The organism is Curtobacterium sp. VKM Ac-1376 (assembly GCF_015351025.1).
GTDB lineage: Bacteria > Actinomycetota > Actinomycetes > Actinomycetales > Microbacteriaceae > Curtobacterium.
Map to the genome: position 1 here is coordinate 47,910 of NZ_JADKRV010000003.1, position 25,258 is coordinate 73,167.

The 25,258-nt window shown below is 72.3% G+C and carries 25 protein-coding genes; 15 read left to right on the forward strand and 10 right to left on the reverse strand.

All coding sequences use genetic code 11. The annotated features are described in order from the left end of the window. The first annotated feature begins 58 nt into the window (after positions 1-58). Entirely contained in the window at positions 59-736 is a 678-nt protein-coding gene (locus tag ITJ56_RS05070) for a hypothetical protein (protein ID WP_194628312.1), read from the forward strand. Positions 737-793: 57 nt separating this feature from the next. On the opposite strand, the gene ITJ56_RS05075 is transcribed toward ITJ56_RS05070, so the two are convergent. Both ITJ56_RS05075 and ITJ56_RS05080 read right to left on the reverse strand, forming a co-directional pair. Beyond that, positions 794-1,393 carry a DUF1992 domain-containing protein gene (locus ITJ56_RS05075; protein WP_194628314.1) on the reverse strand — a complete coding sequence of 200 codons (600 nt, stop codon included), beginning with the start codon at positions 1,391-1,393 and terminating at the stop codon, positions 794-796. Between the two features lie 74 nt (positions 1,394-1,467). Further along, positions 1,468-3,288, reverse strand: coding sequence for a glycoside hydrolase family 15 protein (locus ITJ56_RS05080; protein ID WP_194628316.1), 1,821 nt, complete (start codon positions 3,286-3,288; stop codon positions 1,468-1,470). Between the two features lie 441 nt (positions 3,289-3,729). Here ITJ56_RS05080 and ITJ56_RS05085 point away from each other — a divergent pair, with 441 nt between their 5' ends. The 4 genes from ITJ56_RS05085 (at position 3,730) to ITJ56_RS05100 (ending at position 7,927) form a co-directional block, all read left to right on the forward strand. Beyond that, complete coding sequence (locus tag ITJ56_RS05085) at positions 3,730-4,896, forward strand: RtcB family protein (protein ID WP_194628318.1); 1,167 nt, start codon at positions 3,730-3,732, stop codon at positions 4,894-4,896. A gap of 127 nt (positions 4,897-5,023) precedes the next feature. Next, positions 5,024-5,857, forward strand: a complete 834-nt coding sequence (locus ITJ56_RS05090; RefSeq protein ID WP_194628320.1) for a DUF1206 domain-containing protein — start codon at positions 5,024-5,026, stop codon at positions 5,855-5,857. Positions 5,858-5,898: 41 nt separating this feature from the next. Further along, positions 5,899-6,786 (forward strand): SMP-30/gluconolactonase/LRE family protein, encoded by an 888-nt coding sequence (locus ITJ56_RS05095; protein ID WP_194628322.1) that lies wholly within the window; start codon positions 5,899-5,901, stop codon positions 6,784-6,786. Between the two features lie 70 nt (positions 6,787-6,856). Then, entirely contained in the window at positions 6,857-7,927 is a 1,071-nt protein-coding gene (locus ITJ56_RS05100) for an alpha/beta fold hydrolase (protein WP_194628323.1), read from the forward strand. A gap of 114 nt (positions 7,928-8,041) precedes the next feature. Here the strand turns inward: ITJ56_RS05100 and ITJ56_RS05105 are convergent, their stop codons facing one another. From ITJ56_RS05105 to ITJ56_RS05120, 4 genes are all read right to left on the reverse strand, one after another. Further along, complete coding sequence (locus ITJ56_RS05105) at positions 8,042-9,235, reverse strand: NAD(P)/FAD-dependent oxidoreductase (RefSeq protein ID WP_194628325.1); 1,194 nt, start codon at positions 9,233-9,235, stop codon at positions 8,042-8,044. A gap of 31 nt (positions 9,236-9,266) precedes the next feature. Then, the gene (locus ITJ56_RS05110) at positions 9,267-10,067 is read right to left on the reverse strand and encodes an SDR family NAD(P)-dependent oxidoreductase (RefSeq protein ID WP_194628327.1); all 801 of its coding nucleotides are present in this window, start codon (positions 10,065-10,067) and stop codon (positions 9,267-9,269) included. Positions 10,068-10,075: 8 nt separating this feature from the next. Continuing rightward, positions 10,076-10,582, reverse strand: coding sequence for a Dps family protein (locus ITJ56_RS05115; protein ID WP_017886495.1), 507 nt, complete (start codon positions 10,580-10,582; stop codon positions 10,076-10,078). Positions 10,583-10,691: 109 nt separating this feature from the next. Then, positions 10,692-11,204 (reverse strand): MarR family winged helix-turn-helix transcriptional regulator, encoded by a 513-nt coding sequence (locus ITJ56_RS05120; protein ID WP_194628329.1) that lies wholly within the window; start codon positions 11,202-11,204, stop codon positions 10,692-10,694. A 166-nt stretch (positions 11,205-11,370) separates the two neighbouring features. Between ITJ56_RS05120 and ITJ56_RS05125 the strand changes: the two genes are divergently transcribed. The 5 genes from ITJ56_RS05125 to ITJ56_RS05145 all read left to right on the forward strand — a co-directional run bounded on the left by ITJ56_RS05125 (position 11,371) and on the right by ITJ56_RS05145 (position 16,476). Then, positions 11,371-13,041 carry a glycoside hydrolase family 13 protein gene (locus tag ITJ56_RS05125; RefSeq protein WP_228517219.1) on the forward strand — a complete coding sequence of 557 codons (1,671 nt, stop codon included), beginning with the start codon at positions 11,371-11,373 and terminating at the stop codon, positions 13,039-13,041. A gap of 127 nt (positions 13,042-13,168) precedes the next feature. Then, on the forward strand, positions 13,169-15,142 hold the full coding sequence (locus ITJ56_RS05130) for a lectin-like domain-containing protein (RefSeq protein WP_194628333.1): 1,974 nt from the start codon (positions 13,169-13,171) through the stop codon (positions 15,140-15,142). A 143-nt stretch (positions 15,143-15,285) separates the two neighbouring features. After that, positions 15,286-15,945 (forward strand): DUF308 domain-containing protein, encoded by a 660-nt coding sequence (locus ITJ56_RS05135; protein ID WP_194628335.1) that lies wholly within the window; start codon positions 15,286-15,288, stop codon positions 15,943-15,945. Then, on the forward strand, positions 15,942-16,205 hold the full coding sequence (locus tag ITJ56_RS05140; RefSeq protein ID WP_194628337.1) for a hypothetical protein: 264 nt from the start codon (positions 15,942-15,944) through the stop codon (positions 16,203-16,205). Before ITJ56_RS05135 ends, ITJ56_RS05140 begins: the two co-directional genes overlap by 4 nt. Positions 16,206-16,329: 124 nt before the next feature. After that, positions 16,330-16,476 (forward strand): hypothetical protein, encoded by a 147-nt coding sequence (locus ITJ56_RS05145; protein ID WP_194628339.1) that lies wholly within the window; start codon positions 16,330-16,332, stop codon positions 16,474-16,476. A 186-nt stretch (positions 16,477-16,662) separates the two neighbouring features. Here ITJ56_RS05145 and ITJ56_RS05150 read toward each other — a convergent pair whose 3' ends face one another. Continuing rightward, positions 16,663-17,574, reverse strand: coding sequence for a LysR family transcriptional regulator (locus ITJ56_RS05150; protein WP_194628341.1), 912 nt, complete (start codon positions 17,572-17,574; stop codon positions 16,663-16,665). 48 nt (positions 17,575-17,622) lie between these two features. Between ITJ56_RS05150 and ITJ56_RS05155 the strand changes: the two genes are divergently transcribed. Both ITJ56_RS05155 and ITJ56_RS05160 read left to right on the forward strand, forming a co-directional pair. After that, the gene (locus tag ITJ56_RS05155) at positions 17,623-18,912 is read left to right on the forward strand and encodes an MFS transporter (protein WP_194628343.1); all 1,290 of its coding nucleotides are present in this window, start codon (positions 17,623-17,625) and stop codon (positions 18,910-18,912) included. Between the two features lie 149 nt (positions 18,913-19,061). Continuing rightward, entirely contained in the window at positions 19,062-19,649 is a 588-nt protein-coding gene (locus ITJ56_RS05160) for a hypothetical protein (protein WP_194628344.1), read from the forward strand. Positions 19,650-19,766: 117 nt separating this feature from the next. Here the strand turns inward: ITJ56_RS05160 and ITJ56_RS05165 are convergent, their stop codons facing one another. Beyond that, positions 19,767-20,681 (reverse strand): cation diffusion facilitator family transporter, encoded by a 915-nt coding sequence (locus ITJ56_RS05165; protein WP_194628347.1) that lies wholly within the window; start codon positions 20,679-20,681, stop codon positions 19,767-19,769. A 48-nt stretch (positions 20,682-20,729) separates the two neighbouring features. Here ITJ56_RS05165 and ITJ56_RS05170 point away from each other — a divergent pair, with 48 nt between their 5' ends. Further along, the gene (locus ITJ56_RS05170; protein WP_194628348.1) at positions 20,730-21,407 is read left to right on the forward strand and encodes a DUF4166 domain-containing protein; all 678 of its coding nucleotides are present in this window, start codon (positions 20,730-20,732) and stop codon (positions 21,405-21,407) included. After that, the gene (locus ITJ56_RS05175) at positions 21,407-22,381 is read left to right on the forward strand and encodes an epimerase (protein WP_194628350.1); all 975 of its coding nucleotides are present in this window, start codon (positions 21,407-21,409) and stop codon (positions 22,379-22,381) included. The genes ITJ56_RS05170 and ITJ56_RS05175 overlap by 1 nt, the downstream gene beginning before the upstream one ends. Here the strand turns inward: ITJ56_RS05175 and ITJ56_RS05180 are convergent. Continuing rightward, positions 22,350-23,318: an EamA family transporter gene (locus ITJ56_RS05180; protein WP_194628352.1), complete on the reverse strand. Its 969-nt coding sequence runs from the start codon at positions 23,316-23,318 to the stop codon at positions 22,350-22,352. The two genes, ITJ56_RS05175 and ITJ56_RS05180, sit on opposite strands and share 32 nt — an antisense overlap. A 72-nt stretch (positions 23,319-23,390) precedes the next feature. Here ITJ56_RS05180 and ITJ56_RS05185 point away from each other — a divergent pair, with 72 nt between their 5' ends. Continuing rightward, a complete protein-coding gene (locus ITJ56_RS05185; RefSeq protein ID WP_194628354.1) occupies positions 23,391-24,305 on the forward strand; it encodes a LysR family transcriptional regulator in 915 nt (304 codons plus the stop codon). Between the two features lie 141 nt (positions 24,306-24,446). Here the strand turns inward: ITJ56_RS05185 and ITJ56_RS05190 are convergent, their stop codons facing one another. Beyond that, positions 24,447-25,256 (reverse strand): L,D-transpeptidase, encoded by an 810-nt coding sequence (locus tag ITJ56_RS05190; RefSeq protein ID WP_228517220.1) that lies wholly within the window; start codon positions 25,254-25,256, stop codon positions 24,447-24,449. Between the last annotated feature and the right edge of the window lie 2 nt (positions 25,257-25,258).

Here is a 25,258-nt window from a genome sequence, read left to right on the forward strand (position 1 = left end):
CACAGCGTGCACGTTCGGCCACCGGCCGGAGCGCCTCCAGAGCAAAGGACTGATCACGATGCGCAAGAGCCTCAAGACCTCCATCACCCTCGCCACGACCGGCGCCCTCGTCCTCGGCGGCGCCGCGTTCGGGATCTCCTCCGCCCAGGCCGCCACCCCGAACGTGCACACGGTGTCGTCGTCGTCGGACATCCCCGCACCCGTCGCCTCGGTCCCCGAGGTCCTCGGCGGCTCCACCGCCGTGCAGCTCGACTCCGGCTTCACCGACGCCCTCACCGCCCTGAAGCTCACCCCCGGCGTCTCCGGCGACGCGACCCTGGAAGACGGGTCGGTGACGTTCCCGATCACCGCCGGGTCGGTCACCTACTGGTCGCCCGACGGCGACTACCGCCCCTACGTGCAGGGGCTGCTGAACCACGACGACTCGGGTCTGACCCTCAAGGCCGGCGACACCACCGTCACGTTGGAGAACTTCGTCGTGAACCCGGGCTCGTCGAAGCTGTACGGCGACGTCCTCGTCAACGGCAAGGTCGCCGCGGCCAACGCGTTCCTGTTCGAGCTGCACGGTGGCTCCCTCAAGCCCCTCCAGCTCGAGGGCGACAACGCGATCCTGACCGGCACCACCGTCCACATCAGCGAGGACGCAGCCGGCCTGCTGAACAAGACCTTCGGCACCGACGCCGTCAAGCGCGGCCTCCTCGTCGGCACCGCCACCATCACCGCACAGATCAAGTAACACCCGCCGCACTCGGAAGAGCCGCCCCGACGGGGCGGCTCTTCTGCGTTCGACGAGTCAGCTGCCTCGTCGTCGCCACCACCGACGGGGGCGGGCGTCGAGTCGCGCCTGTTCCGCAGCCCGCGCTGCGGACGCCATCCGCGTTTCCCGTCGCTCCTGCCAGGCCTGCACCTCGGACTCGACGTCGCGCATCGGTGTGACGACCGGGGGGCCGCCGAGCAACTGGCGTCGGGCTTCCTTGACCCGCGCGTTGAAGTCGACCAGGACGTCGCGCACGTCGGACTCGAGGGACAGGGCGTCGAGGGCACCGTCGAGCTCCGCGTCCTCGGTGCGGAGCGACAGGGCGGGCGGCGCGATGCCCCGGATGTCCTCGCGCTCGATCTTCGACTTGATCCACCAGTCCGGATCGTGCTGGCCGTCGAGCCCCGGCAGTGGCTTGCCGTGGTACGGATTGCCCTCGAAGACCCCGCGGCGCTCGGCCTCCTCGATCTGCGCCCGGGCATGGGCCGCGACGTCGGCAGCCTTCAGCAGCCGACGTTCCTCGCGCACCTCGTCCGGGTCGAGCGACCCGCGCTCGATCTCGCTCTCCACGAGCTGCTGGTAGCGGTAGCGGGCGGCCCTCCGGAGCCGGTCCATCCGTGCGTCGACGTCGTTCATCGTCAGACCATGATGCCTCCGGCCGCCGACGAGGCCGCTCAGCCCGGGTGCTCCGTGCAGCCCGTTCAGCCCGTTCAGCCCTGCTGCGAGATCTGCTCGATCGTCAGCGCCGCCTGGATGAGCGCCAGGTGCGACAACCCCTGCGGGATGTTGCCCATGAAGTCCCCGTCCACCGCGCTGAGCATCTCGCTGAACAGTCCGACGTCGTTCGCCTGCGCGACCATGTCGTCCATCAGGTGTTCCGCGTCGTCGACCCGTCCGACGCACGCCAGGGCGGCGGCGAGCCAGAACGAGCACGCCACGAAGGGTGATTCCTCGTCCTCGATGCCCGAGTACCGGTAGACGAGCGGCCCCTGCTGCAGCTGCTCCTCGATCGCCCGGATCGTCGACTCCATCCGTGGCCCGCGGTCGAACGCCGACATCGCGTGCAGCAGGATCGAGCAGTCGAGGGCGTCGGTCCCCGGGTACATGACGTAGTGGCCGAGCTCCTCGTTCCACCCGTGCTCAGCGACCCAGTCCTCGATGAGTTCTCGGTTCTTGACCCACTCGTCGCGCGGGCCGTCGATCATCCCGGCGTCGTGGAGTTCCACCGCCGCGTCGAGCGCCTGCCAGCAGCCGATCTTGCTCGTCGTGTAGTGCTGCGCCTCCGGCAACTCCCACATGCCGGAGTCGCGTTCGACCCACCGGTGGCACGCATCGTCGGCCAGGTCCTGGAGCACCGCGGCCGTCTTCCGGTCGAGGACGTTGCCAGCGCGGACGTACTGGCGCATGATCTCGAACACGTCGCCCCAGACGCCGAGCTGCAGCTGGTCGCCGGCGCGGTTGCCGACCGTGACCGGGCCGATCCCGTTCCAGCCGGGCACGTCGCGCTCCTCGACGCTGTCGGTCTTCGACCCGTCGAGCCCGTAGAAGATCGGCATCGTCTCGTCGTGCTCGGCGATGGTGCGTATCACCCAGGACACCGCGGCGTGCGTCTCCTCGCGCAGGCCGAACCTGGTCAGCGCGTGCACCGTGTAGGCGAGGTCGCGCACCCAGGCGAACCGGTAGTCCCAGTTCTTCCCACCGGTGCGGTCCTCGGGCAGGCTCGTCGTCGGTGCTGCGGCGATCGCACCCGTCGGAGCGAAGATCAGGAGCTTCAGGGCAAGGGCGCTGCGCTGGACGGCGTCCGACCACGGACCGTCGTAGCTGAACTCCGTCGACCAGGTCGACCAGTTCTCGATCGTGCGGTCGATGCCCTCGAGCGTGCGCTCCGGCTCCGGCAGGAACACCGGCTCGTCGTGCGTGCCGACGATGGTCAGGATCGACTTCGACCCCGCACTCGTCGAGAAGCGTCCGGAGAACCGCGGTCCGTCGTCGTGGACGGGCTCGAACCCCTGCTCGACGATGCCGATGGTGATGCCGTCGACACCGATGACGGTCCCGTTGGCGGTGTCCAGCCGCCGGGGCTCGGCGGTGTTCAGGATGGTCCCGGGCACGACGGCCCACTCCATCTCGACCGTGCCGTCGACCCCCTGCACGCAGCGGCCGATCTCGGCCCACGGCAACCGTCCGGCCACGCCGGTGACCATGGCGTCGGTCACGGTGGCGCGACCGGACGGCGTCGTCCACGTCGTCACGAGCACGTTCGTGCCGGGCAGGTACGCGCGGGACACCTGCGCCTGGTCGTCCACCGGCCGCAGGGCGACGTGTCCGCCGTGCTCGGCGTCGACGATGCTGGCGAACACCGGCGGGGAGTCCATCGACGGGATCGGCAGCCAGTCGATCCGGCCGTCGAGCGCGATGAGCGCGACCGTCCGCCCGTCGCCGATCGCGCCGTAGGAGCGGAGCGGGACGTAGCCGTTCGTCCGTTCCTCGTTCTCGGTCGCGTCGGGGGTGTCTCGCGTGCGCTCGGTCATGCGTCCAGCCTGCCCCGGCGGTGGTGGTGACCATCAGGAGGACGTACCCCTCGTGGCGAACGCACCCCGGGCCTCCAGACCGACACACCAACGCGAGTTGCGCATCCCGGGCGTGTCGCACTCGCGTCGTGTTCCTGCCGATCGGCAGACCGCCCGCCCCGGGCACATCGGAAGGACCGCGCATGCGCGCCGTGCAGCACAACGAGGAACGCGTCGAGCTCCAGCTCGACACGATCGCCGTGCTGCCCGAACAGCAGCAGCAGTGGTCCCTCCGCTGTCCCGCGTAGGCACGCGACGTCCTCCGACGCCCCGTGCCCACCCGGCCCGGGGCGTTCGTCATCTCCGCCTCCTTCCGTCCGCCACGTCCGGCGACGACCAGGAGGCCCGGCGTACGACCGTCTCGGACCGTCACCTCGACCGTCACGAAAGCGAGACGACCCCATGAAGAAGATCAACGACCGACTGCTCAGCTGGGCTTCGATGCTCGAGGAGAACACCGAGCAGCAGGCGCGCACGACCGCGCGCATGCCGTTCGTGTTCCCGCACCTGGCCCTGATGCCCGACGCGCACCTCGGCCTCGGCGCCACCGTGGGGTCCGTCATCCCGACCCTCGGTGCCGTCATGCCGGCGGCCGTCGGCGTGGACATCGGCTGCGGGATGATCGCGGTCCGGACGCAGTTCACCGCGGCCGACCTTCCCGCGGACCTGCAGGGGCTGCGCGAGCAGATCGAGCGGGCGGTCCCGCTGTCCGCCGGTGCCGCGAACCGGAAGATCGTCACGACGGCCGCGCCACGCATCGCGGAGCTCGAGGCTATGGCCGACGCCGCCGGGTTCGACCCGGCAGGTGTGCACGGCGGGTGGCGGAACCAGCTCGGCACGCTCGGGTCCGGCAACCACTTCATCGAGGTCTCCCTCGACGAGGAGGACCGGGTATGGCTGTTCCTGCACTCCGGCTCGCGCGGTGTCGGCAACAAGATCGCCCAGCGGCACATCACGGTCGCCAAACGGATGATGGAGCGCTGGTGGATCACACTGCCGGACCCGGATCTGGCCTACCTGGTCGAGGGCACCCCGGAGTTCGACCGGTACATCGCCGAGCTGCGGTGGGCCCAGCACTTCGCCCTGCTCAACCGCGAGGAGATGATGGACCGCGTCGTCCGGCAGCTGTCCGAGGCGGTCGGCACCCCGGTCGACGAGCGTGAGCGCATCAACTGCCACCACAACTTCACCCAGCGCGAGACGCACTGGGGCAAGTCCGTGTGGGTGTCGCGGAAGGGTGCGATCCAGGCGAAGGCCGGCCAGCCCGGCCTGATCCCGGGGTCGATGGGGACCGCGTCGTACGTCGTCGAGGGGCTCGGCAACAAACCGTCGCTCGAGTCGTCGCCGCACGGCGCCGGTCGGCTGTTCTCGCGGAGCGCGGCACGTCGGACCTTCACGCACGAGCAACTGCGCGAGGCGATGGTCGGCATCGAGTACCGCGACACCGACGCGTTCCTCGACGAGATCCCGGCGGCGTACAAGCCGATCGACCAGGTCATGGCGGACGCCGCGGACCTCGTGTCGATCCGGCACACGCTGCGGCAGGTCGTCAACGTGAAGGGTGACTGAGACGCACCCACCGACGGACGGGAGGCCCGTGGCGGCATCGCCACGGGCCTCCCGTCCGCCCGATGGCGGACCGCAGGGCCCGGCGCGCCCCGGACAGGACCGCGCGCGTCGGGCACGCTTGAGCGTGATGAGCGACACGGCGGAGCACGCAGCACGGGAGACCGGACGACAGGTCCGGCGAGCGGCGGACAGCCGGTGGTTCGAGGTCACGGCGCGCGCCGGGTTCGTCGGCAGTGGCATCGTCCACCTGCTGATCGGGTACCTGGCGATCCTGCTCGCCGTCGGCAACGCGTCCTCGGGCGGTGAGACGGACCAGTCCGGGGCACTGCAGCAGATCGCCGCCGTGCCCGGTGGGGTGTTCCTGCTCTGGCTGATCGCCGTCGGCACCGGCGCGCTCACCGTGCGCCTGGTGGTCGAGGCGATCGTCGGCGGCCGCTCGGACACCGCCCGCGGCTGGCTCGCCCGTCTCAAGAACGTCGCGAAGGCCGTCGTGTACGGCGTCATCGCGTACTCGGCTGCCTCGTACGCGCTCGGTGCCGGGTCGAGCTCCAGCAGTTCGTCACAGAGCGCCGCGGCGAAGACCCTGGCGACGCCGGGCGGTGTGTTCGTCCTGCTGCTCGCCGGCGCGATCGCGGTGGCGGTCGGTATCGGACTCGTGGTGATCGGGTGCCGCCGGTCGTTCCGCAAGCAGATCACGCGACCGACGGGCCAGCTCGACCGCGTGGTCACCGTGCTCGGGGTCGTCGGCTACGTCGGCAAGGGCATCGCCGTGGTCATCGTGGGCGTGCTCATCGGCGTGGCCGGACTGCGGAGCGACCCGGACCAGGCGACGGGCCTCGACGCGGCCTTCGACGCTGTCCGGAGCATGCCCGGGGGCGTGTTCGTCCTCGTCGCGATCGGCATCGGGTTCCTGGCCTTCGGCGTCTACAGCTTCTTCCGCGCCCGCTTCGCCCGCCTGTGACGCTGAGCGGGCGCGGACCGGCCACGCGGTAGACGGGGTCGATGACCACCGAAGCCAGCACCACCGCCACGACCGGCCCCGCCACCGTCTTCGCCGACGCCCGCGCGGTCCTCGCCGAGAGCATCGTCTGGGACCCGTCCGACCAGCTCCTCCGCTGGACCGACATCACGCTCGGCACGCTCAACACGGCGACGGCCGACGGCACCGTGGTGTCGAACGTCCCGCTGCCGCCCCCGCTGGCCAGCTTCCAGCCGCGGGCCTCCGGCGGCTTCGTGGCGGCCCTCGGCGACACCGTCGTGGTGACCGACGAGCAGGGCGCCGTGGAGCGGGAGATCGCCCGCGTCACGCACACCACCTCGGGCAACCGCTTCAACGAGGGCAAGTGCGACCCCTTCGGCCGGTTCCTCGTCGGCAGCATGAACGTGACCACGGGGGAGCCGGACGCGGCGCTCTACTCGGTCGGACCCGACGGCACCACCCGGCTGCTCCGCGGGGGTTTCGGCGTGACGAACGGCATGGAGTGGTCGGACGACGGCAGCACCATGTACGTCACCGACACGAGCGTGTCGACGATCTTCCGGGCGCCGTACGGCCCGGACGGCGAGCTCGGGGAACTCGAGCCGTTCATCGTCGGCCAGGCGCACGACGGCCTGGTCCGCGACGACGAGGGCTGTTTCTGGACGGCGATCTACGGCGGCGGCCGGGTCGAGCGCTACGGGCCGGACGGCTCGCACCTGGAGACGGTGGAGCTGCCGGCGGCGAACCCGACGTCGGTGGCCTTCGGTGGGCCGGACATGTCGACGCTGTTCGTCGGGACGGCCCGTGAGAACCTCTCCGAGCAGGACCTCGAGCAGGCCCCGCGCTCCGGTGCGGTCTTCGCGGTGCCCACGCGGGTGCACGGCTTCCCCGCGAACACGTTCAGCGGCTGAGCACGGCGTCGCCGTTCCCGGGGACGGCGGCCGGGTATCCTGGGCGACCGCCCGACCCGAGGAGACCCACGTGGACGACGAACGCCCGGCAGCCCGGCCCGACCCGGCGCGCGAGCTCGCCCAGGCGGAGGACGCCGACGTCACCGTCCAGGTCGACCGGGTGGTGGTGGACGGCACGTACGTCCGCGTGAGCTCGATCGGCGAACCCGGTGCGCGCGCGTTCGTGCTCGTCGCCGGCCTCGGTATCGCCTCGACCTACTACGAGCGGCTCGCCCCGCACCTCAACGAGAACGGGCCGGTGCACGCGCTCGACCTGCCGGGCTTCGCGGGCGTCCCGCGGTTCCGGGGGACCGTGTCGATCGAGCGCTACGCCGATGCCGTCGAGCGGGTCCTCGACGAGCTCCGGCTCGACGACCCGGTGCTCGTCGGGCACTCGATGGGCACCCAGGTCGTCACCGAGGTCGCCGCCCGCCGGCCGGAGATCTCGGACCTCGTGCTCATCAGCCCCGTCGTCGACTCGTCCGCGCGCACGGTGCGGCAGTCGGCGTTCCGGTTCCTCCGGTCGACCCTGCACGAGCCCGCCGCGGTCCGCTGGCACGGCGTCACGGCCTACGCGCTGTGCGGCTGGCACTGGTTCCGCAAGGTCCTGCCGCGGATGATCGCGTTCCCGATCGAGGAGCGTGCGGCCCACGTGCAGGCTCGCACCCTGATCGTCCGCGGTGAGCACGACGCGATGGTCCCGCGCGACTGGGTGCGTCGCCTCGCGCGCGTGTTCCCCTACGCGGTCCTCCGCGAGGTCGTCGACGGCGCCCACTCGGTCATGCACGCGCAGGCCGACGCGGTCGCCCGCCTCACCGTCGCGCACGTCGAGCAACGGCTGCCGGACCGCGGGGTGTCGTCGCTGCAGCGGGTGCGCGACCACTCGACGGCGTCGGACCTCGCGCGGCTCAGCCCCCGGGAGGCGTGGCTGCTGGTGAAGTCGCGGTTCATCGAGCTGTCCGGCATGGCCCGGAACGACGACGAGACGCTCGAGGCCGCGAAGTCCGCGCACGCCGTCGCGATGGCCGACGGCGACGACCTGCCGGTCGACCCGGCGGACCGACGTGCGGTGGTCGACGAGATCGCGCCGGAGACGAAGTAGACGAGCGCAGCCGTGCTCGGACAGAGGAGACGCAACGGCCTGGAGGCCCGGTGCCGGTCCGAGGGACCGGCCCCGGGCCTCCAGGCCGTCGCGACCACCGCGACGGGCGGGTGATCAGGGCGTGATGCGCCCCGGCAGCATGTCGGGCGTCAGTGCGTTCGCCTCGGCGATCACCTTGCGGGCATCGTCGGTCTTGTCCCAGACGTTCCAGAGCAGCACGCCGCGCACGGTGTCGTCGTCATCCAGGTAGTAGACGACGCCGGTGACCGTCGGGTCCTGCCAGTCCTCGACGGTGCGGAGCTCCGAGGACACCCGGCCGACCGCCTCGTACCCCATGTCGAAGACGTCGGAGTAGAACATCGGCGTGTGGTCGTAGGTCTCGTCAGCGTCCGCCAGGTTCCGGCCGGCTTGCCGCCCCTGCTGCTGGGCGTTGTCGACGTGCTCGACCCGGCGGGTACCGAGGATGCGGTCCGGGTACTCGGCGACGTCCCCGGCGGCGAACACCGAGTCGTCGTCGGTGAGCAGCGTCGACGACACCACGATGCCGTCGTGCACGGTGAGTCCGGCGTCCGCGGCGAGCTGCGTCGCGGGTTCGATGCCGAGTCCGGCGACGACCGCGTCGGCCTCGAGCACGGAGCCGTCGTCCAGCGTCAGGCGCACACCGTCGGCGGTCTCGGTGCCCTCGGACACCCGGCGGCCGGTGCGGAGCTCGACGCCGTGGTCGACGAAGCGCTGCTGGAACGCCTGCGCCAGGTCGGCCGGGAACATGCGTCCGCCGACGACATCGTCCGGGTCGACCAGGGTGACTCGGGCGCCGTTCTGCACGATGCCCGCCGTGATCTCCTGGCCGATGTAGCCGCCCCCGACGACGGCGACGTGCGCTCCGGCGTCCGCGAGCTCGCGCAGGCGGCGGTAGTCCGACGCGCTCCGGTAGTCGAGCACGCGGGCCGACGGCGGGAGCCCCGGCAGACCGCGGGGCTTCCCACCGGTGGCGAGGAGCAGCCGCTCGTATCCGTGCACGGTCCCGTCGGCCGTGGAGACGGTCTTCGCGGCGCGGTCGATCGCGGTGACCGACGTGCCGAGGACGAACTGCGCCCCGGTCTCCTCGGTGTGCAGGTCGACCTTGTCGTGCCAGCTGAAGTCGGGGTCGGTCCAGAGCTTCTTCGACAGGGCCGGGCGGGCGTAGGGGCGGTCGACGTCCTCGCTGATGATCCCGATCGAGCCGTCGGCGTCGAGTTCGCGGACGCCGCGTGCTGCGGCGTCCGCGACCATCCCGCCGCCGACGATGAGGTAGCGGAAGTCGGTCATGACGCCTCCTGGCGGTGCTGTGGCACCACGATCAGATCGTGGCGACCGAGCCGGAGTCGACCCGGTAGTTGGCGCCGTTCACGAAGCTGGCCAGGTCGGAGCACAGGAAGGCCACGACGTTCGCGACCTCTTCCGGCTCGCCGCGGCGCTTGAGCTCCATGTACGGCCGCTCTTCTTCGAGGAAGCTGCCGATGGCCTCGTCGAACGAGGTCCCGCGCTGCTTCGCCCGCTTGTCCATCATCGCGTCGGTCATCGGCGTGTGGATGAACGCGGGGGAGACCGCGTTCACCAGGAGCCCCTCCGACGCGTAGGAGCGCGACAGGCCCTTCGCGAACGAGAGCACCCCGGCCTTGGCGGCGCAGTAGGGCAGTTCGTCGTCGTACGGCTGCGAGGCGTCCTCGGACACCAGGTAGACGATGCGTCCCCAGCCGCCCTGGCGCAGGTCACCGATGAACTCGCGGGTGATCCGCACCGGCCCCATCAGGTCGACGTCGATCGTCTCCGCCCATCCGGCCTCGTCGATCTCGTGGAACATGCCCTGGGCGCCGGTGACGCCCGAGGACTGCACCAGGATGTCGATCTCGCCGACGGCCTCGCGCACCTTGTCGTGCAGGGCGGCGAGGCTCTCGGCGCTCCGCACGTCGGCGGCGAAGGCGTGCAGCCTGCCGATCGGGGCCTCGAGCTGGTCCGCACTGGTGTCCAGACGGCTCTGCTCGATGTCGGTGACGACCACGGTGGCACCCTCTGCCAAGAGGATGCGCGCCGTGTTCCAGCCGATGCCGGAGTCGCCGCCGAAGACGAGTGCGGTCTTGCCCTGGATACCGAGGTCCACCCGGGCCCCTACGCGTGCGCCGACGCGTCGGCGACGGCGGGCGTGGTGGCGGAGGCCAGCGGGGTGCTAGGCGCGCGGTTCTCGGCGGAGACCATCCACGCGAGCTGCTCGAGGCGCTCGATGAAGCCGTGGAGCAGGTCCGCGGTCGTCGGGTCTTCCTCGTCGACCTCGTCGTGCACGTCGCGCATGGTGCCGGTCGCCTGGTACAGCCGGAGCGTGACCTGGTCGATGGCGTCGTGCGTGGTGATCTCACCCGAGGGGAACGCGTCGAGGTGGCTGCCCGCGGAGACGGTCGCCGAGCGGCCGTCCGGCACGAGGTACAGCGCGCGCATGCGCTCGGCGGTGTCGTCGGCGAACTCGCGGGCCGCGTCGACGATCTCGTCGAGCTGCAGGTGGAGGTCGCGGAAGTTGGTGCCGAGGATGTTCCAGTGGGCCTGCTTGCCCTGGAGGTGCAGGTCGATGAGGTCCACGAGGACCGCCTGGAGGTTCTTGGCCATCTTGTCCGAAGCGTGCATGGTTGTGGCTCCTTTCGCGTCGGTGACCGTTCCGGTCTACGCGGTGCCGCAGTGCACGCTCTCAGTGCGCTCGGAGGCAGCGTCCCCGAGGTCGCTCAGTGCGAGGCGCTCAGTGGGACGGCGCGGCGTCGACCTTGTCGACGGCCTGGCGCATCTGGTCGAGGAAACCGGCGACGACGCGGGCCTCGGACGCGGGCAGTCCCTCGGCGATCGACATCATCCGGCGGTGCATGGTGCCGAGGGTCGCGCGGACCTCGTCGTCGGTCTCGGTCGTCGGGGTGATCACGAGTGCACGGCGGTCGGTGGGGTGCGGGTCGCGGCGCACGTGGTCGGACTTCACCAGGCGGTCGATGAGGATCGTCGTCGAGGCCGAGGAGATCTTGAGGTAGGCGGCCAGGTCCTTCGGGCTCACGGCCTTGCCGGCGCGCTGCGACTGCAGCAGGTAGCGCACGGCGAGCAAGTCGGTCTCACCCATGCCCATGGAGTCGCGGGTGCGTCGGCGCATCGCGGTCTCGGCGGAGCGGTACCGACGCAGGGCGTTGAGGACGGCGACCCCGCGCTGGGTCGCGTCGTCGTCGGGGAACCAGTACCCGGACGCCTCGGTGATCTCCTGCGTGGACATGGCGTTCAGGGTAGCCCGCCTGGTTACCAGACGGTCTAGCGATACCCCTGATTCACGGCGAAGGATGCGTACGCATCATGCGGACGGGAGGCCCGTGGCGGTGTCGCCAGGGGCCTCCCGTCCGTTTGCTGGTCGCGTCACGCCGTACTGGCCGAAGGCTGACCCGATGACGGCTGGGTACGGTGGCGACGTGACCACGCTTCGGACCCCGGCCAGCACGCCACGAACCACCGACCCGACCTGGTGGCGCGATGCCGTCGTCTACCAGGTCTACCCGCGCAGCTTCGCCGACACGGACGGCGACGGTCTCGGTGACGTCGCGGGCATCACGAGCCGGGTGCCGTACCTGGCGTCGCTCGGCGTCGACGCCCTGTGGCTCTCCCCGTTCTTCCCGTCGCCCCTCGCCGACGGTGGCTACGACGTCGCCGACTACCGCGCCGTCGACCCGAAGCTCGGGTCCCTCGACGACCTGGACGCCCTGGTCCGGGCCGCCCACGAGCACGACCTCAAGGTCATCGTCGACATCGTGCCGAACCACACCTCGGACCAGCACGAGTGGTTCCGGGCCGCGCTGGCATCTGCGCCGGGGTCGGCCGAGCGTGCGCGCTACGTGTTCCGTGAGGGCTCCGGCGCCTCCGGGGAACTGCCGCCGAGCGACTGGGTGTCGAACTTCGGTGGCAGCGCGTGGACCCGAGTGCCCGACGGGCAGTGGTACCTGCACTTGTTCGCCCCCGAGCAGCCCGACCTGGACTGGTCGAACCCCGAGGTCCGCGCCGACTTCGAGGACACCCTGCGCTTCTGGTCGGACCGCGGTGTCGACGGGTTCCGCGTGGACGTCGCGCACGGGCTGGCGAAGGACCTGTCGACCCCGTACCGGCCGTCGAACGAGCAGGACCTGCCGCTCGACGGCTCCGACCCGCTGTACGACCGCGACGAGGTGCACGAGATCTTCGCCACCTGGCGCCGGGTGCTCGACGAGTACGACCCGCCCCGTGCCGCGGTCGCCGAGGCCTGGGCCCCGGCACCCCGCCGTGTCCTGTACGCCCGGCCGACGGAGCTCGGGCAGGCCTTCAACTTCGACCTGCTCGAGGCCCCGTTCGAGCCCGATGCGTTCCGTCGGATCATCGAGCGGAACCTGGCGGCCTCGGAGCAGTCGGGCGCCTCGAGCACCTGGGTGCTGTCGAACCACGACGTCGTGCGGCACCCCACCCGCTACGGCCTGCCGGACGGCACCGACACCGACGCCTGGCTCATGACCGACGGCACCTCGCCGGCGCTCGACCGCGCACGGGGGCTCCGTCGGGCCCGAGCGGCGACGATGCTGATGCTGGCGCTGCCCGGGTCGTCGTACGTCTACCAGGGCGAGGAGCTCGGGCTGCACGAGGCCGCCGCGATCCCGCGCGACCTGCTACAGGACCCGAAGTGGCTCCGCACCGGGTACACCGTGAAGGGCCGGGACGGCTGTCGGGTGCCGATCCCGTGGACGCGCTCCGGACCGTCGTTCGGCTTCGGGGACGTCGCACCGCACCTGCCGCAGCCGCGGGACTTCGGGGAGTCGTCGGTCGAGGCCGAGGACGGCGACCCATCGTCGACGCTCTCGCTGTACCGGCAGGCGCTCGCCGCCCGTCGTCGGCTGCAGCAGGGGGAGGAGCTGACCTGGCTGGAGACCGCCCCCGAGGTCGTGGCCTTCGCCCGGCACGACCGGTGGCGGTCGGTCACGAACTTCGGCACGGAGCCGGTGCCGATGCCCGCGGGGTCGGTCATCGTCGCGTCGGGGCCGATCGGCGGGGTCGCGCCGGGGACGCTGCCCGGCGAGACGACGGTGTGGTTGGCCTGAGCGGCCGGGTTCGGGGGTTCTTCCTCCACGAGCGGTCCTTCCTCAACAGCCGGGAGGCCCGTGGCGCCGATCCACAGATCGGCTCACCGCCGCCCGGGGGTGACGCCCCGATCGCGAGCATCGGGGCATGACAGATCCCACTGCTCCAGCATCAGTCCCACGGTCGCTCCGATCACGGGTCGTCCGCCGCCTCGCCGCGGCGTGCACCGCGCTGACTGCGCTCACCGTGCTCGCGGCACCCGCCGTCCTGCCGTCCGGGTCGAGCGCCGCGGCGCTCGACTTCCCCTACGTCAACCAGTTCTCCAGCGCGTCCGGCGGTGCCCTGCACGGTGACGCGGCGGTCTCCGGCGGCCGGCTCCGACTCACCGACGACGTCAAGAACCAGGCCGGGGCGTGGTCGACGAACGACACGTTCCCGTCCGACACCGGGCTCGAGATCGAGTTCACGTACGCGATGTACACCGCCAAGGTCGACCCCGGGGCCGATGGGCTGTTGCTCTACCTGGCCGACGGAGCGGCGCCGCAGGGCGTCGGGTCCTTCGGCGCCGGGCTCGGGTACGCCTGCCGGAAGGAAGCGACCGAGGGCGGCGGCCGGGAGTGCGATCTGCCCGGCGTGCCCGGTGGCTTCGCGGCCGTCGCGATCGACCACTACGGTAACTTCTCGTCACGCATCAACGGGTCCGGCCCGGGGGCCCAACCGGACCAGGTCGTGGTCCGCGGCTCGGGCAACGGGACCGAGGGGTACCGCTACGTCGCCGGTGCCGCTGCCCCCGGCGGCACGGTCACCGCCGGCTCCACGCCCCGCAAGGTCCGCGTCACCCTGCTGCCGGACGACGCCGGTGGACTCGCCGTCACGGTGCGGCTGCAGGACGGTTCGTCGATGCGCACCGTGCTCGACGGGGTCCCGTTGCACGGCGACGGACAGGCCCCGCTGCCGGGCACGCTCCGGCTCGGGTTCGCGGGGGCCACCGGCAGCCACGTGGACAAGCACGAGGTGGATGCGCTGCGGGTCTGGAAGCCGGCGGACCTGTCCGTCGAGCACGACCTGGCCGCGACCGCCACGGCCGGGGAACCGCTCCGCTACACGGTGACGGCGCGGAACCCCGGGCCGAACGCCGCCGACCCGAGCCCGCTGCAGGTCGACGTGCCGGACGGCATCGAGGACGTCACCTGGACCTGCACGGCAGCAGCGGGCTCCGGCTGCGCCACGGCCTCGGGGACCGGTGACGTGGCGACCGACCTGTCCCTGCCCCGCGGGGGTTCGGCCGTCGTCACGATCGAGGGGCGAGTGGCCGAGGACACGTCAGGACCGCTGGAGAGCCTGGCGACCATCGCCCCGCCGACGTCGCTCTCCGACACGAACGAGGCCGACAACGCGTCGCGGGCGAGCACGACCGTCGCCGCGCCGGTGATCGCCGCGCACCTCGAGACGGACAAGTCGGTGTCGCCGTCGACCGTCGAACCCGGTGACGAGGTCGAGTACCTGGTGACCGCGCGGAACCGGGGGCCCGCGGTGGCGCAGCAGGTCGGCGCGGTCGACGACTTGCCCGACGCGATGCGGTTCGTCGGCTCCGAGGACGGGTGCGCAGCCGAGGGGCAGCGCGTGACCTGTCGGTCCGAGGTGTCGCTCGACGTGGGCGAGACCCTGGACTTCCGGATCCGTGCCGTGCTCGACCCCGCGTACCGGGGGGACGGTTCGGACGTGGTGAACGTGGCGACGGCGACGTCCCCGACCGATCCCGACGGCGGCGATCCGTCGACCGGGGTGGCGATCGTGGTCGACCCGGCTGACGAGGGTCCGGGCGACGAGGCACCGGGACCGAGTCCCGCTCCGACCGCCGTTCCCGTGCCGGACGACGGCGCAGGTGACGGTGGAGCCGGCGCCGGCGCCGGCGACGGCGACGCGGGCGGTGCGGGTGACCCGGCAGCCGACCGCGGACGGACTGCCCCAGTGGGGTCCCTCGCCTACACCGGCGCCGAGGGCTTGGGACTGGTCGCCGCACTCGCAGCCGTGGCCGCAGCGGCGGGGTCGGCGTGCTGGTGGCTCGCTCGGCGACGCGCCCGCCGAGCAGCGCCTGCGAAGGACCAGCAGCAGCCCTGAGACCGCCGGGGCGGCACCGATCGCGGTGTCGCCCCGGGGCTGTGGGTGCGAACGCTCGCAGGTCCCCGGGCGCACGCCGGTCGGGCGCCCACCGCTCCGGCGGTAGGATCGACATCACGATCCGCATGCCCGAAAGAGGTCCCGTGTCCGACACCGTGGACGACGCCACCACCGTGAACGAAGCGACCCAGCGCGCGCGGTACTGGCCGATCCCGATCCTCCGGGCCGTCCCCGCCGCGGTCGTCGCGCTCGTGATCACCTTCTCGACCAACCACGCAGCCGGCTACGGCCTGCTGCTGTTCGGTGGCTTCGCCCTGGTCGAGGGCCTCGTGCTCCTGTTCGCCGGGGTGTCCCGGCTGCCCCTCGACGGCCGTTCGCGCCGCACGACCCTGCTGCAGGCCGTCATCACGCTGCTGGCCGCGGGCGCTGCATTCGCGTGCAACGGCTTCGGGCTGCCGGCGTTCATCACGGTCATCGTGGCGTTCGCGGTGCTGACCGGAGCCCTCGAGCTGTCGCAGGGCCTCCGCGTCCGCCGCCGCTCGCCCTTCGCTCGTGACTGGACCACGATCGGTGGGCTCACCCTGCTGCTCGCGATCGCCTTCCTCATCACCCCGCCGGACTACTCCCAGCAGCTCGGCGGCGTGGAGCAGGTCACCGGCACCCTCGACGCCTCGATCGTGCTCGTCGGCCTGCTCGGCGCGTACCTCGCCATCACGGCGGTCTTCCACGTGATCGCCGGCCTCTCGCACAAGTGGGGCACGGCCACACCGGCCGTCGCCCCGGACGGAGCACCACACGCATGACCACCCCCAGCCGTCGTGACCGCCTGCGCCCGGTCGAACTCCTCGGGATCTCCGCGATCATCGCGGTGTTCACCGGGCTCGTCGTGCTGTTCTCGACGCGGGAGCTGCAGCTGGCCGTGATCTTCCTCGGCGTCGCGTTCATCGTGGTCGTCGTGGTGCTCGCGATGCTGCAGCTGGCGTCGTCGAGCGAGCAGGACGACAACGACATGCTCGGCGGGCACAAGACGCCGGGCGAGGGCGAGGGCGACGACTTCCACTGACGGCCGACCCGGCGGCTGGTCGGCGTTCGACCGGCCGCTGCCGACACGCCCGAGGTCACGGATCCGCCACGGTCCCGTCAGGATCGCGGCTCCTGCCGACACCTCTGAGTGAAGGAGGTGGGATGTGGACGTCACGACCGGCACCGACACGGACGAAGGACTCGTCCGTGCGATGGCACAGGGCGACACCGCCGCGCTCGCCCGTGCGTTCGACCGGTACGCCGTCGCGACCCGGAGGGTTCGAGTCGAAGGTCTCCTGCACGTGGCGTGACCCGCGTGCGGACATCTCGGAGATCGAGGTCCGGGAGGCGCGTGGCGGACCCGCCCCGCGCCTCCCGTCCGCCGGTGGGGCGACCCCACGGCGCATGGTGAGCAGAGATGGTCGCCTCGCCCACCGCCACCCGACCGTTCCTGCTCACGAGCGCACACGCGCGGCGCGCGGCGCACGCGCCCCGCGTCACGCCACGCGCGCCGCGACGATGTCGCGCGCCAGCGTCCGCACCGCGCGACTCGGCTCCGGGGCCGTCCGGACAGCCAGGCCGATGCGGAGCGGGTCGACCTCGTCCTCCAGGTCGAGCACCGCACCGTCGTACCGCACCCCCGAGTCGGGCACCACCCCGACGCCCAGCCCTGCCGAGGCGAACCGGATCACCGTGGGCATGTCGTTCATCTCCGCGACGATGCGTCGCCGGATCCCGAGCCGCTCGAGCGCGCTGTCGAGGATGATCCGGTTGCCGAACCCGTGCGCCGTGTCGATGAAGGGTTCGTCGGCGAGTTCGGCGAGCGAGACCGATGCCCGCTCCGCGAACCGGTGGTCGGACGCGAGGAAGACCCGGAACGGCATCTCCCGCAGCGGCTCCACGACGACCCCGGCGGGCACGGTGGGCAGCCCCGTGTAGGCGATGTCCAGCCGCCCAGCGACCAGGTCCTGCACCAAGCCGGTCGTCCCTGACTGTGAGGTCATCAGCTCCACGGTGACGAGCGGGTGCTGCCGTCGGAACCGCTGCAGCACACCGGTCAGGTCGACGATGTCCATGCTGGTGAAGATCCCCAGGCGGACGCGTCCGCGCAGGTCGGCGTCCTCGACGGTCGCCAGGTCGCGCATCCGGTCGAGCGACTCGAGCACGGCGCGGGCGTGCGGGAGCAGGTCCTCGCCCGCGGTGGTGAGCACGAGGTGCCGCCCGGACCGGTCGAACAGCCGGACGCCCAGGGTCCGCTCGAGCGAGGCGATGCCCGCTGAGACCGTGGACTGCGCTGCCCAGAGGCGTTCGGCCGCACGGGTGACGCTGCCCTCGGCGGCGACGGTGACGAACTGTTCGAGCAGGCGGGTCTCCATCGTCCCATCATCGACCAGATCGATGACGTGCATCAAGAGCGTCCGTTGGACTCGATGCTCGCGGCGCGCCACCATCGGAGCATGTCAACCGTGACCGACACCCCGACGGGCTCCTCCCCCGCCACCGCACCGGCGTCCGCCAGCGAGCGCGACCGTGTCCCCGCGCCGCGCGGGCGGACCGCCCACACCCGCCGGCGCCACGGCTTCGGCTTCTGGGGCGTGGCCTTCGCGTTCCTCGCGGTGATGGCCTTCGCGACCGTCCCAGCCCCGCTCTACGTCATCTACCAGGCGCGCGACGGGTTCCCGACCTTCACCACGACGGTGATCTTCGCGGCCTACGGCGTCGGGGTCGTCGGATCGCTGTACCTGGCCGGGCACCTCAGCGACGTGCACGGGCGGCGCCCGCTCATCCTGGTGTCGATCGCGCTCGAACTCGTCGCCGCCGTGCTGTTCCTGCTGTGGAACGACGTCACAGGCCTCATCGTCGCCCGGCTCGTCACCGGCCTCGGGGTCGGGACCCTCACCGCGACCGCGACGGCACACCTCGGCGAGCTCCGGGTCCGCGCGACCGGGTCGGCCGACTCGGCGAAGGGCGCGAGTGTCGCCGCCGGAGCCGTCAACCTCGGCGGGCTCTCCCTCGGAGCCCTCGTCGGCGGAGCCCTCGCCGAGTTCGTCGGGCAGCCGCTCATGGTCCCCTACGTCGTGTTCGTCATCGCGCTCGCGATCGCGTTCGTGGTGGTCCTCGCCGCCCCGGAGACGGTCGACCGTCCGTCGACTCCCGTGGTCTACCGCCCGCAGCGCATGCAGGCCCCCGAGGGGCAGGGCGCCGCGTTCTGGGCGGCCGGAGCGGCCGCGTTCGCCGCACTCGCCGTACAGGGGCTGTTCACGTCGGTCGCGCCGAGCTTCCTCGGCACCACCTTCCACGTCACCGACCGCCTGGCCGCCGGGGCCACGACCTTCGGCGTCTTCGCCGCGAGTGCACTGTCGCAGATCGTGTTCGCCCGCCTGTCGCAGCGCACGCAGATCCGGCTCGGCATGGTGCTGCTGGTCGGCGGCCTCGTGGTCCTGGCGGTCGCCGCCGTCCTGCTGCAGGTCGCCGGCTTCATCGGCGGCGGCGTCGTGGCCGGCGCGGGCGTCGGCCTGCTCTTCCGGGCCGCCATCGGGAGCGCCGGTGCCCTGGTCGGCCCCGAGCGTCGCGGCGGCGTGCTCGCCGCCACCTTCCTCATCGCGTACGCCGGGCTCACCGTGCCGGTCGTCGCCGTCGGGGCGGCGCTGCTGGTGATCCCGACGCTCCCCGTCCTGATCGGGTACGTGGTGCTCGTCGCCGTCCTGGCCGTCGTCGCCGGCACCCGCCTGGCGGCGCGCGCCTGACGCGCCGGCGGGCCTCCCGTCCGCCCGTCGCATCCCGGAACCAGGTTCCGGACACCGAACCACGTGATCGCGCGGTGCCGTGTCCGGAACCCGGTTCCGTTGTGCGCACCGGCCGGGAGGCCCGCCCCACCTCCGCCATACTGGGGCGCGTGGTCCAGAAGAAGCGTTCCGTCATCACCGGTGTCGCGGCCGTGGTGGCCGCGGGGGTCCTCGCCGGCGGGTTGTTCCTGGTGGCCGAGCGTGGCGCCGACGACCCGACGATCGGTGGCGGGAGCGGCCCCTCGACGTCCGCGTCCACCGACGGCACCGTCACGATCACCCGCACCGGCCCGGACATGCCCGGCAGCACCGCCCTCGCACGGTGCGACGGCTCCTCCCAGGCGGCGGTCGCCCAGTACGAGACCGAGGCACTCGGCCGCGTCACCCTGCAGTGCGGCACCGCCGCCCAGGGCTACGAGCACATCCGGGTCAGGCACACCGCCGACTGGCAGGACGTCGTCACGGGCCACGGCGCGCGGGACTGGGACGACGCGATGCTCACCGCGGTGCAGACGGCACTCGAGGACCCGCGCGCCGGGTTCCCGGTCGACGCCGGCGACGGCAAGGTCTGCTTCGCGGCACCCGTGCGGTTCGACGACGGGTCCCGCCCCGATGACGACCCGTACGTGAAGGTGATCGTCTCGGCCACCACCGACCGTGTGATCACCGCCTACCCCACGCGCACCGACGACTGCTGACCCGGCGGGCGGCGGCGCTGGCGTTGGACACCCGTTCTGCGACAGACCACGCGTCGATCACCTGGTGGATCGTCGCGAAGCCGGAGTGGCGACGCGCACACGCCCGAGCGCGCGACCCTACGCGTGCACCTCGTACTCGTGCCGCCGGTGCGACACCGGCTCCAACTGGAACGTCGAGTGCTCCACCGGCACGTCGAAGTGCTCCGCCACGCACCGCTGCAGCTCGTCGAGGATCGCCGGGGCGTGCGCCGTCGAGAAGCAGTGGTCGTCCACCACCACGTGCGCCGTCAGGTTCGGCACGCCGGTCGCCACGAGCGTCGCGTGCAGGTCGTGCACCGCGATGACGTGGTCGAGCTCGAGGATGTGGCCACGCACGTCGTCGAGGTCGAGCCCCGGCGGCGTCGACTCGAGCAGCACGTTCGCGGTCTCGCGGAGCAGCCGGATCGCCCGCGGCAGGATGAGCAGCCCGATCAGGATCGCGGCGACCGAGTCCGCCCGCTCCCACCCGGTCAGCATGAGCACGATCGCGGCGACGATGACGGCGACCGACCCGAGGGTGTCGTTGAGGACCTCGAGCCGCGCGGCCCGCGACGTGAACCCCTCGCCCGAGGCCCGCAGCAGCACGGCGTAGGCGACCAGGTTGCCCACGAGCCCGATGATCCCGAACACCAGCAGTGGCCCGGAGTGGATCTCCGCCGGCACGATCAGCCGCTGGACCGCCGAGATGATCACGTAGACCCCGACCGCGAGCAGGATCGCCGCCTGGGCCGTGGCCCCGAGGACCTCGGCGCGCTGGAAGCCCCAGGTGCGCTGCGCGGTGGGGGACCGACGGGCGAGCCGTGTGGCGACGAGCCCGATGCCCAGCCCGCCGGTGTCGACGACCATGTGCCCGGCGTCGACGAGCAGCGCGAGCGAGCCGGTGACCACGGCACCGACGACCTCGGCGAGCAGGATGCCCGCCGAGATGCAGAAGGCCACGAGCAGGGCGCGCTCGGACGCGTGCCCGATGCCGTGCCCGTGGTCGTGTCCCATGTGCGACATCGTAGGGATCGGGACCGACGACATGCCAGGATCGTCACCGTGAGCCGGTCGCCCTACGAGCTGTCGACACCGCCCGACGTGCTGGCCCGGTTGCACCCGCGGCTGGCGACGTACTTCGGAGCGATCCCGTCCGGGCACATCGGCCGCGGTGAGGGCGTCTTCGACGTCGTCGGCACGCCCCGCCGCTGGCTCTGGCCGCTGCTGGCCCTGTTCGCCCGCGACGCGGTGATGTTCCCCGTGTGGGAGCGGCACGTCGCCTTCACCGTCGAGAACCACCCGGCTCGCGTCCGTCGTGGGTCCGGTGACGTCCTGGAGGTCCGCCCCGCCGTCCGCGCGCACCGCACCTTCCGCTTTCGCTCCGGCACCCGCACGATGGTGGACGCCATCACCGCCGAACCCGCCGGCCTGGTCGACCACCTCGGTCACCGAGGGCGCGTCAGCGCCCTGCTGCGGGCTGAGGTCGACGCGGACGGCCCGGACGCCGGCGCCCTGCGCCTGGTCTCCGAGCGCGTGACGTTCCGCGCGCTGGGACGCGAGGTGCGCCTCCCGGTCCGGATCGCACCGCGGGTGCTGCTCACAGAACGATTCGATGACGAAGCCGACGTGCAGCGCGTGTCCCTGGTGCTCACGGCGCCGGTGCTCGGCACGCTGTACCGGTACGAGGGGGCGTTCCGGTACGCCGTCGTGCCCGATGCCGGTCCGGAAGGGGGACGTTGATGGTCGAGCAGCAGAAGGTCGTGATCGCGGGAGCGAGCGGCTTCGTGGGGCGGTACCTGCGGGACGCCTTCGCAGAAGAGGGCTACCAGGTCGTCACGATCGGCCGCACCGGCGACGCGGTGTGGGGCAACACGATGCGCATCCGCGAACTCGTGGACGGCGCCGCCATGGTCGTGAACATGGCGGGCAAGAGCGTCAACTGCCGCTACGGACGACGCAACCGCGCGGAGATCATGCGCTCGCGGGTGGACACCACGCTCGAGCTCGCCGAGGCCGTCCGGACATCGGAGCACCCCACGCCGCTGTGGCTGAACGCCTCGACCGCGACGATCTACCGGCACGCCGACGACCGCCCGCAGGACGAAGCGACGGGCGAGATCGGGGAGGGGTTCTCGGTCTCCGTCGCCCGCGCGTGGGAGGACGCCTTCTTCGGCGTCGACCTGCCCGCGACCCGGCGTGTGGCGCTCCGCATGGCGATCGTGTTCGGCGACGGCAGTGCGCTGCTGCCGCTCCTCCGGCTCGCGCAGGCCGGCCTCGGTGGGCCGCAGTACGACGGGCCGTGGGTGCCGACGCGCTCCCGGCTCCGCGCCGGCACCCACCACCACCACCGGCCCACGCACGGTCGGCAGCGGTTCAGCTGGGTGCACATCGCCGACGTCCTCGGGTCGATCCGGTTCCTCCGTGACCACCCGGAGATCGAGGGGCCGGTGAACATCTCGAGCCCGAACCCGTCCGACAACCGCACCGTGATGGCGACCCTCCGCGACGCCGTCGGCCGGCGCTTCGGACTCCCCACGTGGCGGTGGATGCTCGAGCTCGGGTCCTTCGCGATCCGCACCGAGACCGAACTCGTGCTGAAGAGCCGGTGGGTGGTGCCGACCAGGTTGACCGAGGCCGGCTACGAGTTCCGGTACCCGCACCTGCGCGGGGCGCTCGCCGAGATCATCGCGGAGCGCCGCCAGCACCGGGGCTGAGCACCGGCACCGGGACCCCGTCGACGGGGGCGGGGTCCGGCGCCGTGCCGGGGGCCGGCCGCGGGCCGCGGTCCGGCGCCGGGCGTGACGACCACAGCACCGCGGCGACCACGACCGCTCCGGCGAGCACCTCGACCAGGTCGGGCACCTCGCCGAACGCGACCCACGAGGCCAGGACCCCGACGACGGGAACGAGCATCGAGAACGGTGCGACGGTGCTCGACGGGTACGCAGCCAGCAGTCGTGACCAGATGCCGTAACCCACCAGACTGGCGACGAGCACGATGTAGAGCAGTCCCAGGTCGGCGGGCAACGCCGACGCCGTGAACGCCGTCCTGAGCGATGCCCCGATGCGCTCCGGTCCCTCGACCACGAGCGACAGCACCGCCATCGGGACCGGCGGCACGATGGACCACCACAGCGTCAGGTGCAGCGGGTTCGCGGTCCCTGCCCACCGGGTCGCGGCGTTGCCGATCGCCCACCCCAGCGCCCCGCACAGTGCGAGCACGACGGGCAGCAGGGCCGCGGTCTGCGAGCGGTGCACGGCGATCGCGGCGAGGGCGCAGACCGCGACCGTCACCCCGATGACCTGCCGACCGGTCAGGCGCTCGCGCAGGAACACCCCGGCCAGCACGACGGTGAACGGTGCCGACGCCTGCAGCACGAGCGACGCCAGCCCGGACGGCATCCCCGACGCCATGCTGAGGTACAGGAACGAGAACTGCAGCACGCCGAGCCCGAGGCCGACGAGCAGCAGCCGGCCGAACGGGATCCGCGGACGCGGCACGAACAGCAGCGTCGGGACCGCCAGGATCGTGAACCGCAGGGCCGCGAGCAGGAACGGCGGGAAGTGCTCGAGCGCGAGCGCCGTCGCGGGGAAGTTCAGCCCCCAGACCACGGCGACGACCACGGCGAGGAGACGATCACGTGTGGTCATGCTCCGATCGTGACGGCGGCCGAGCGTGTAGGTCCAGCGAAACTTCTGCAACCGACGTTGTAGGGTCCCTGCATGGTCGACTTCGACGTGCGCCTGCTCGCCGTCCTGCGGGAACTCGCCGAGCGTGGCAGCGTCACCGCGGTCGCCGAGGCCACCCACCGCACCCCCAGCGCGGTCTCCCAGCAGCTGCAGACCCTGCAGCGTCAGGTCGGCGTCCCGCTCGTCGAACGCGTCGGCCGCGGCGTGCGGCTGACGGCGCACGGAGCGGCGCTCGCCCGGCTCGCCACGGGGGTCGCGACCGCGATCGCCGGGGTCGACGCCGCCTGGCGGGAACACCTCGGCGGCGCGACCGGCCCGGTCTCCCTGGCGATCTTCCCGTCGGCCGCCGAACTCCTGCTCCCCGGCGTGCTCACCCGGATGCGGGCGCACCCCGGCATCGTGCTGACCCTGGTCGACGTGGACGTCAGCGAGGGGGAGTTCGCGCCCCTCGCCGCGGACCACGACATCGCGGTCGGACACCGGTCCGACGGCGTCCGACCGGCCGATCAGGGATCGGTGGACACGGTACCGCTGCTGCGGGAACCCCTCGACGTCGCGCTGCCGCCGGGGCACCCGCTCGCCGGCCGTGTGCGGGTCGGCATCGACGAGGTGGTCGGCGAGACGTGGATCGGCGTCCCCGACGGGTACCCGATCGACCGCGTGCTGCACGCGATGGCAGCGGCCACGGACACCCCGCCGAGCGTCGCCTTCCGCACGATCCACCTGCCGGTGATCGAGAACCTGGTGGCCGCCGGGCACGGGATCGCGCTGGTCCCGCGCTACACCTCCGGCCCACGGGCGACGGGGCGCTTCCACCTGGCGGAGCTCGCCGACGTGCGCGCCGGCCGGCGGATCGAGGCGCTGGTCCGCCCCGATCGTGCGGTCCGCCCCGTGGTGCGTGCCGTCCTGGAGGCGCTGGTCGCCGAGGCCCTGGACGTCACCACCTGATACGGTCGCGCCCACTGCCGGGCGCGCGCCGCGCCTCCCGTCCGCCTGCGAGCGGCGGCAGACCCGCTTCGTGAGCGGGAACGGTCGGGTCCCGATCCGGAACCCGACCATCGCTGTTCACGAACGGTGACGGGGTGGGTGTCAGCGCACCTGGAACGGTGTGCCGAGCGGCAGGAGCTCCGCCAACGTGGTGATGTCGGCGTTGTGCATGCGGATGCAGCCGTGCGAGGCGGCGGTGCCGATGCTCGACGTGTCGTCGGTGCCGTGCAGCCCGATCTGGCCGGGGCCGCCACCGAACGAGTTCAGCACGTCGGAGAACGCCGTCGTGCCGTACGCGTACGGGCCGTAGCCGTCATTCGTGGGCGCGAGCAGCTCGGTCAGCGCGAACCGGCCGGTCGGTGACGGTGTGCCGCCGGTGCCGGTCGCGACGGGGTAGGAGTCCACGACCTTGCCGGCCTTGTACAGGTCGAGGGTGTTCGTCGAGCGGGTGACCACGATCGCGTACGGGTCCTCGGACAGGGCGACGGCACTGGTCGGCACCCAGCCGGTGCTGCCGTTCGGGCGCTGTGCGAGTTGGACCTCGGCCCAGCCGTCCTGCTGGTCGACGACGCGGAAGACCAGCGGGGCGCCGGACGCCTGCGGGTTCTCCAGGGTCGTCGTGGCGGCGCCACCCGGCGTCCTGCTGACCGGCACGGTCGCGCCGCGGACGGCGGCGACGGTGGTGCTGGTCGGCGCGTCGACCGCATCGACCGGTCCGGCGGACCGGGTCGGCTCCGGGGCTGCCGTGGCGGTCGGCGTCGAGGACGCGGCGACGGACCGCGTCGGGGTGGGGGCGGGAGCCGCCGACAGGGGGCCGAACGCGACGAACGCGACGGCCCCCGCACAGACGACGGCCACGGCGGCGGCGATCAGAGTCGCGCGCCGCCGTGGCTCGGTCGGGAGGATCGGCAAGA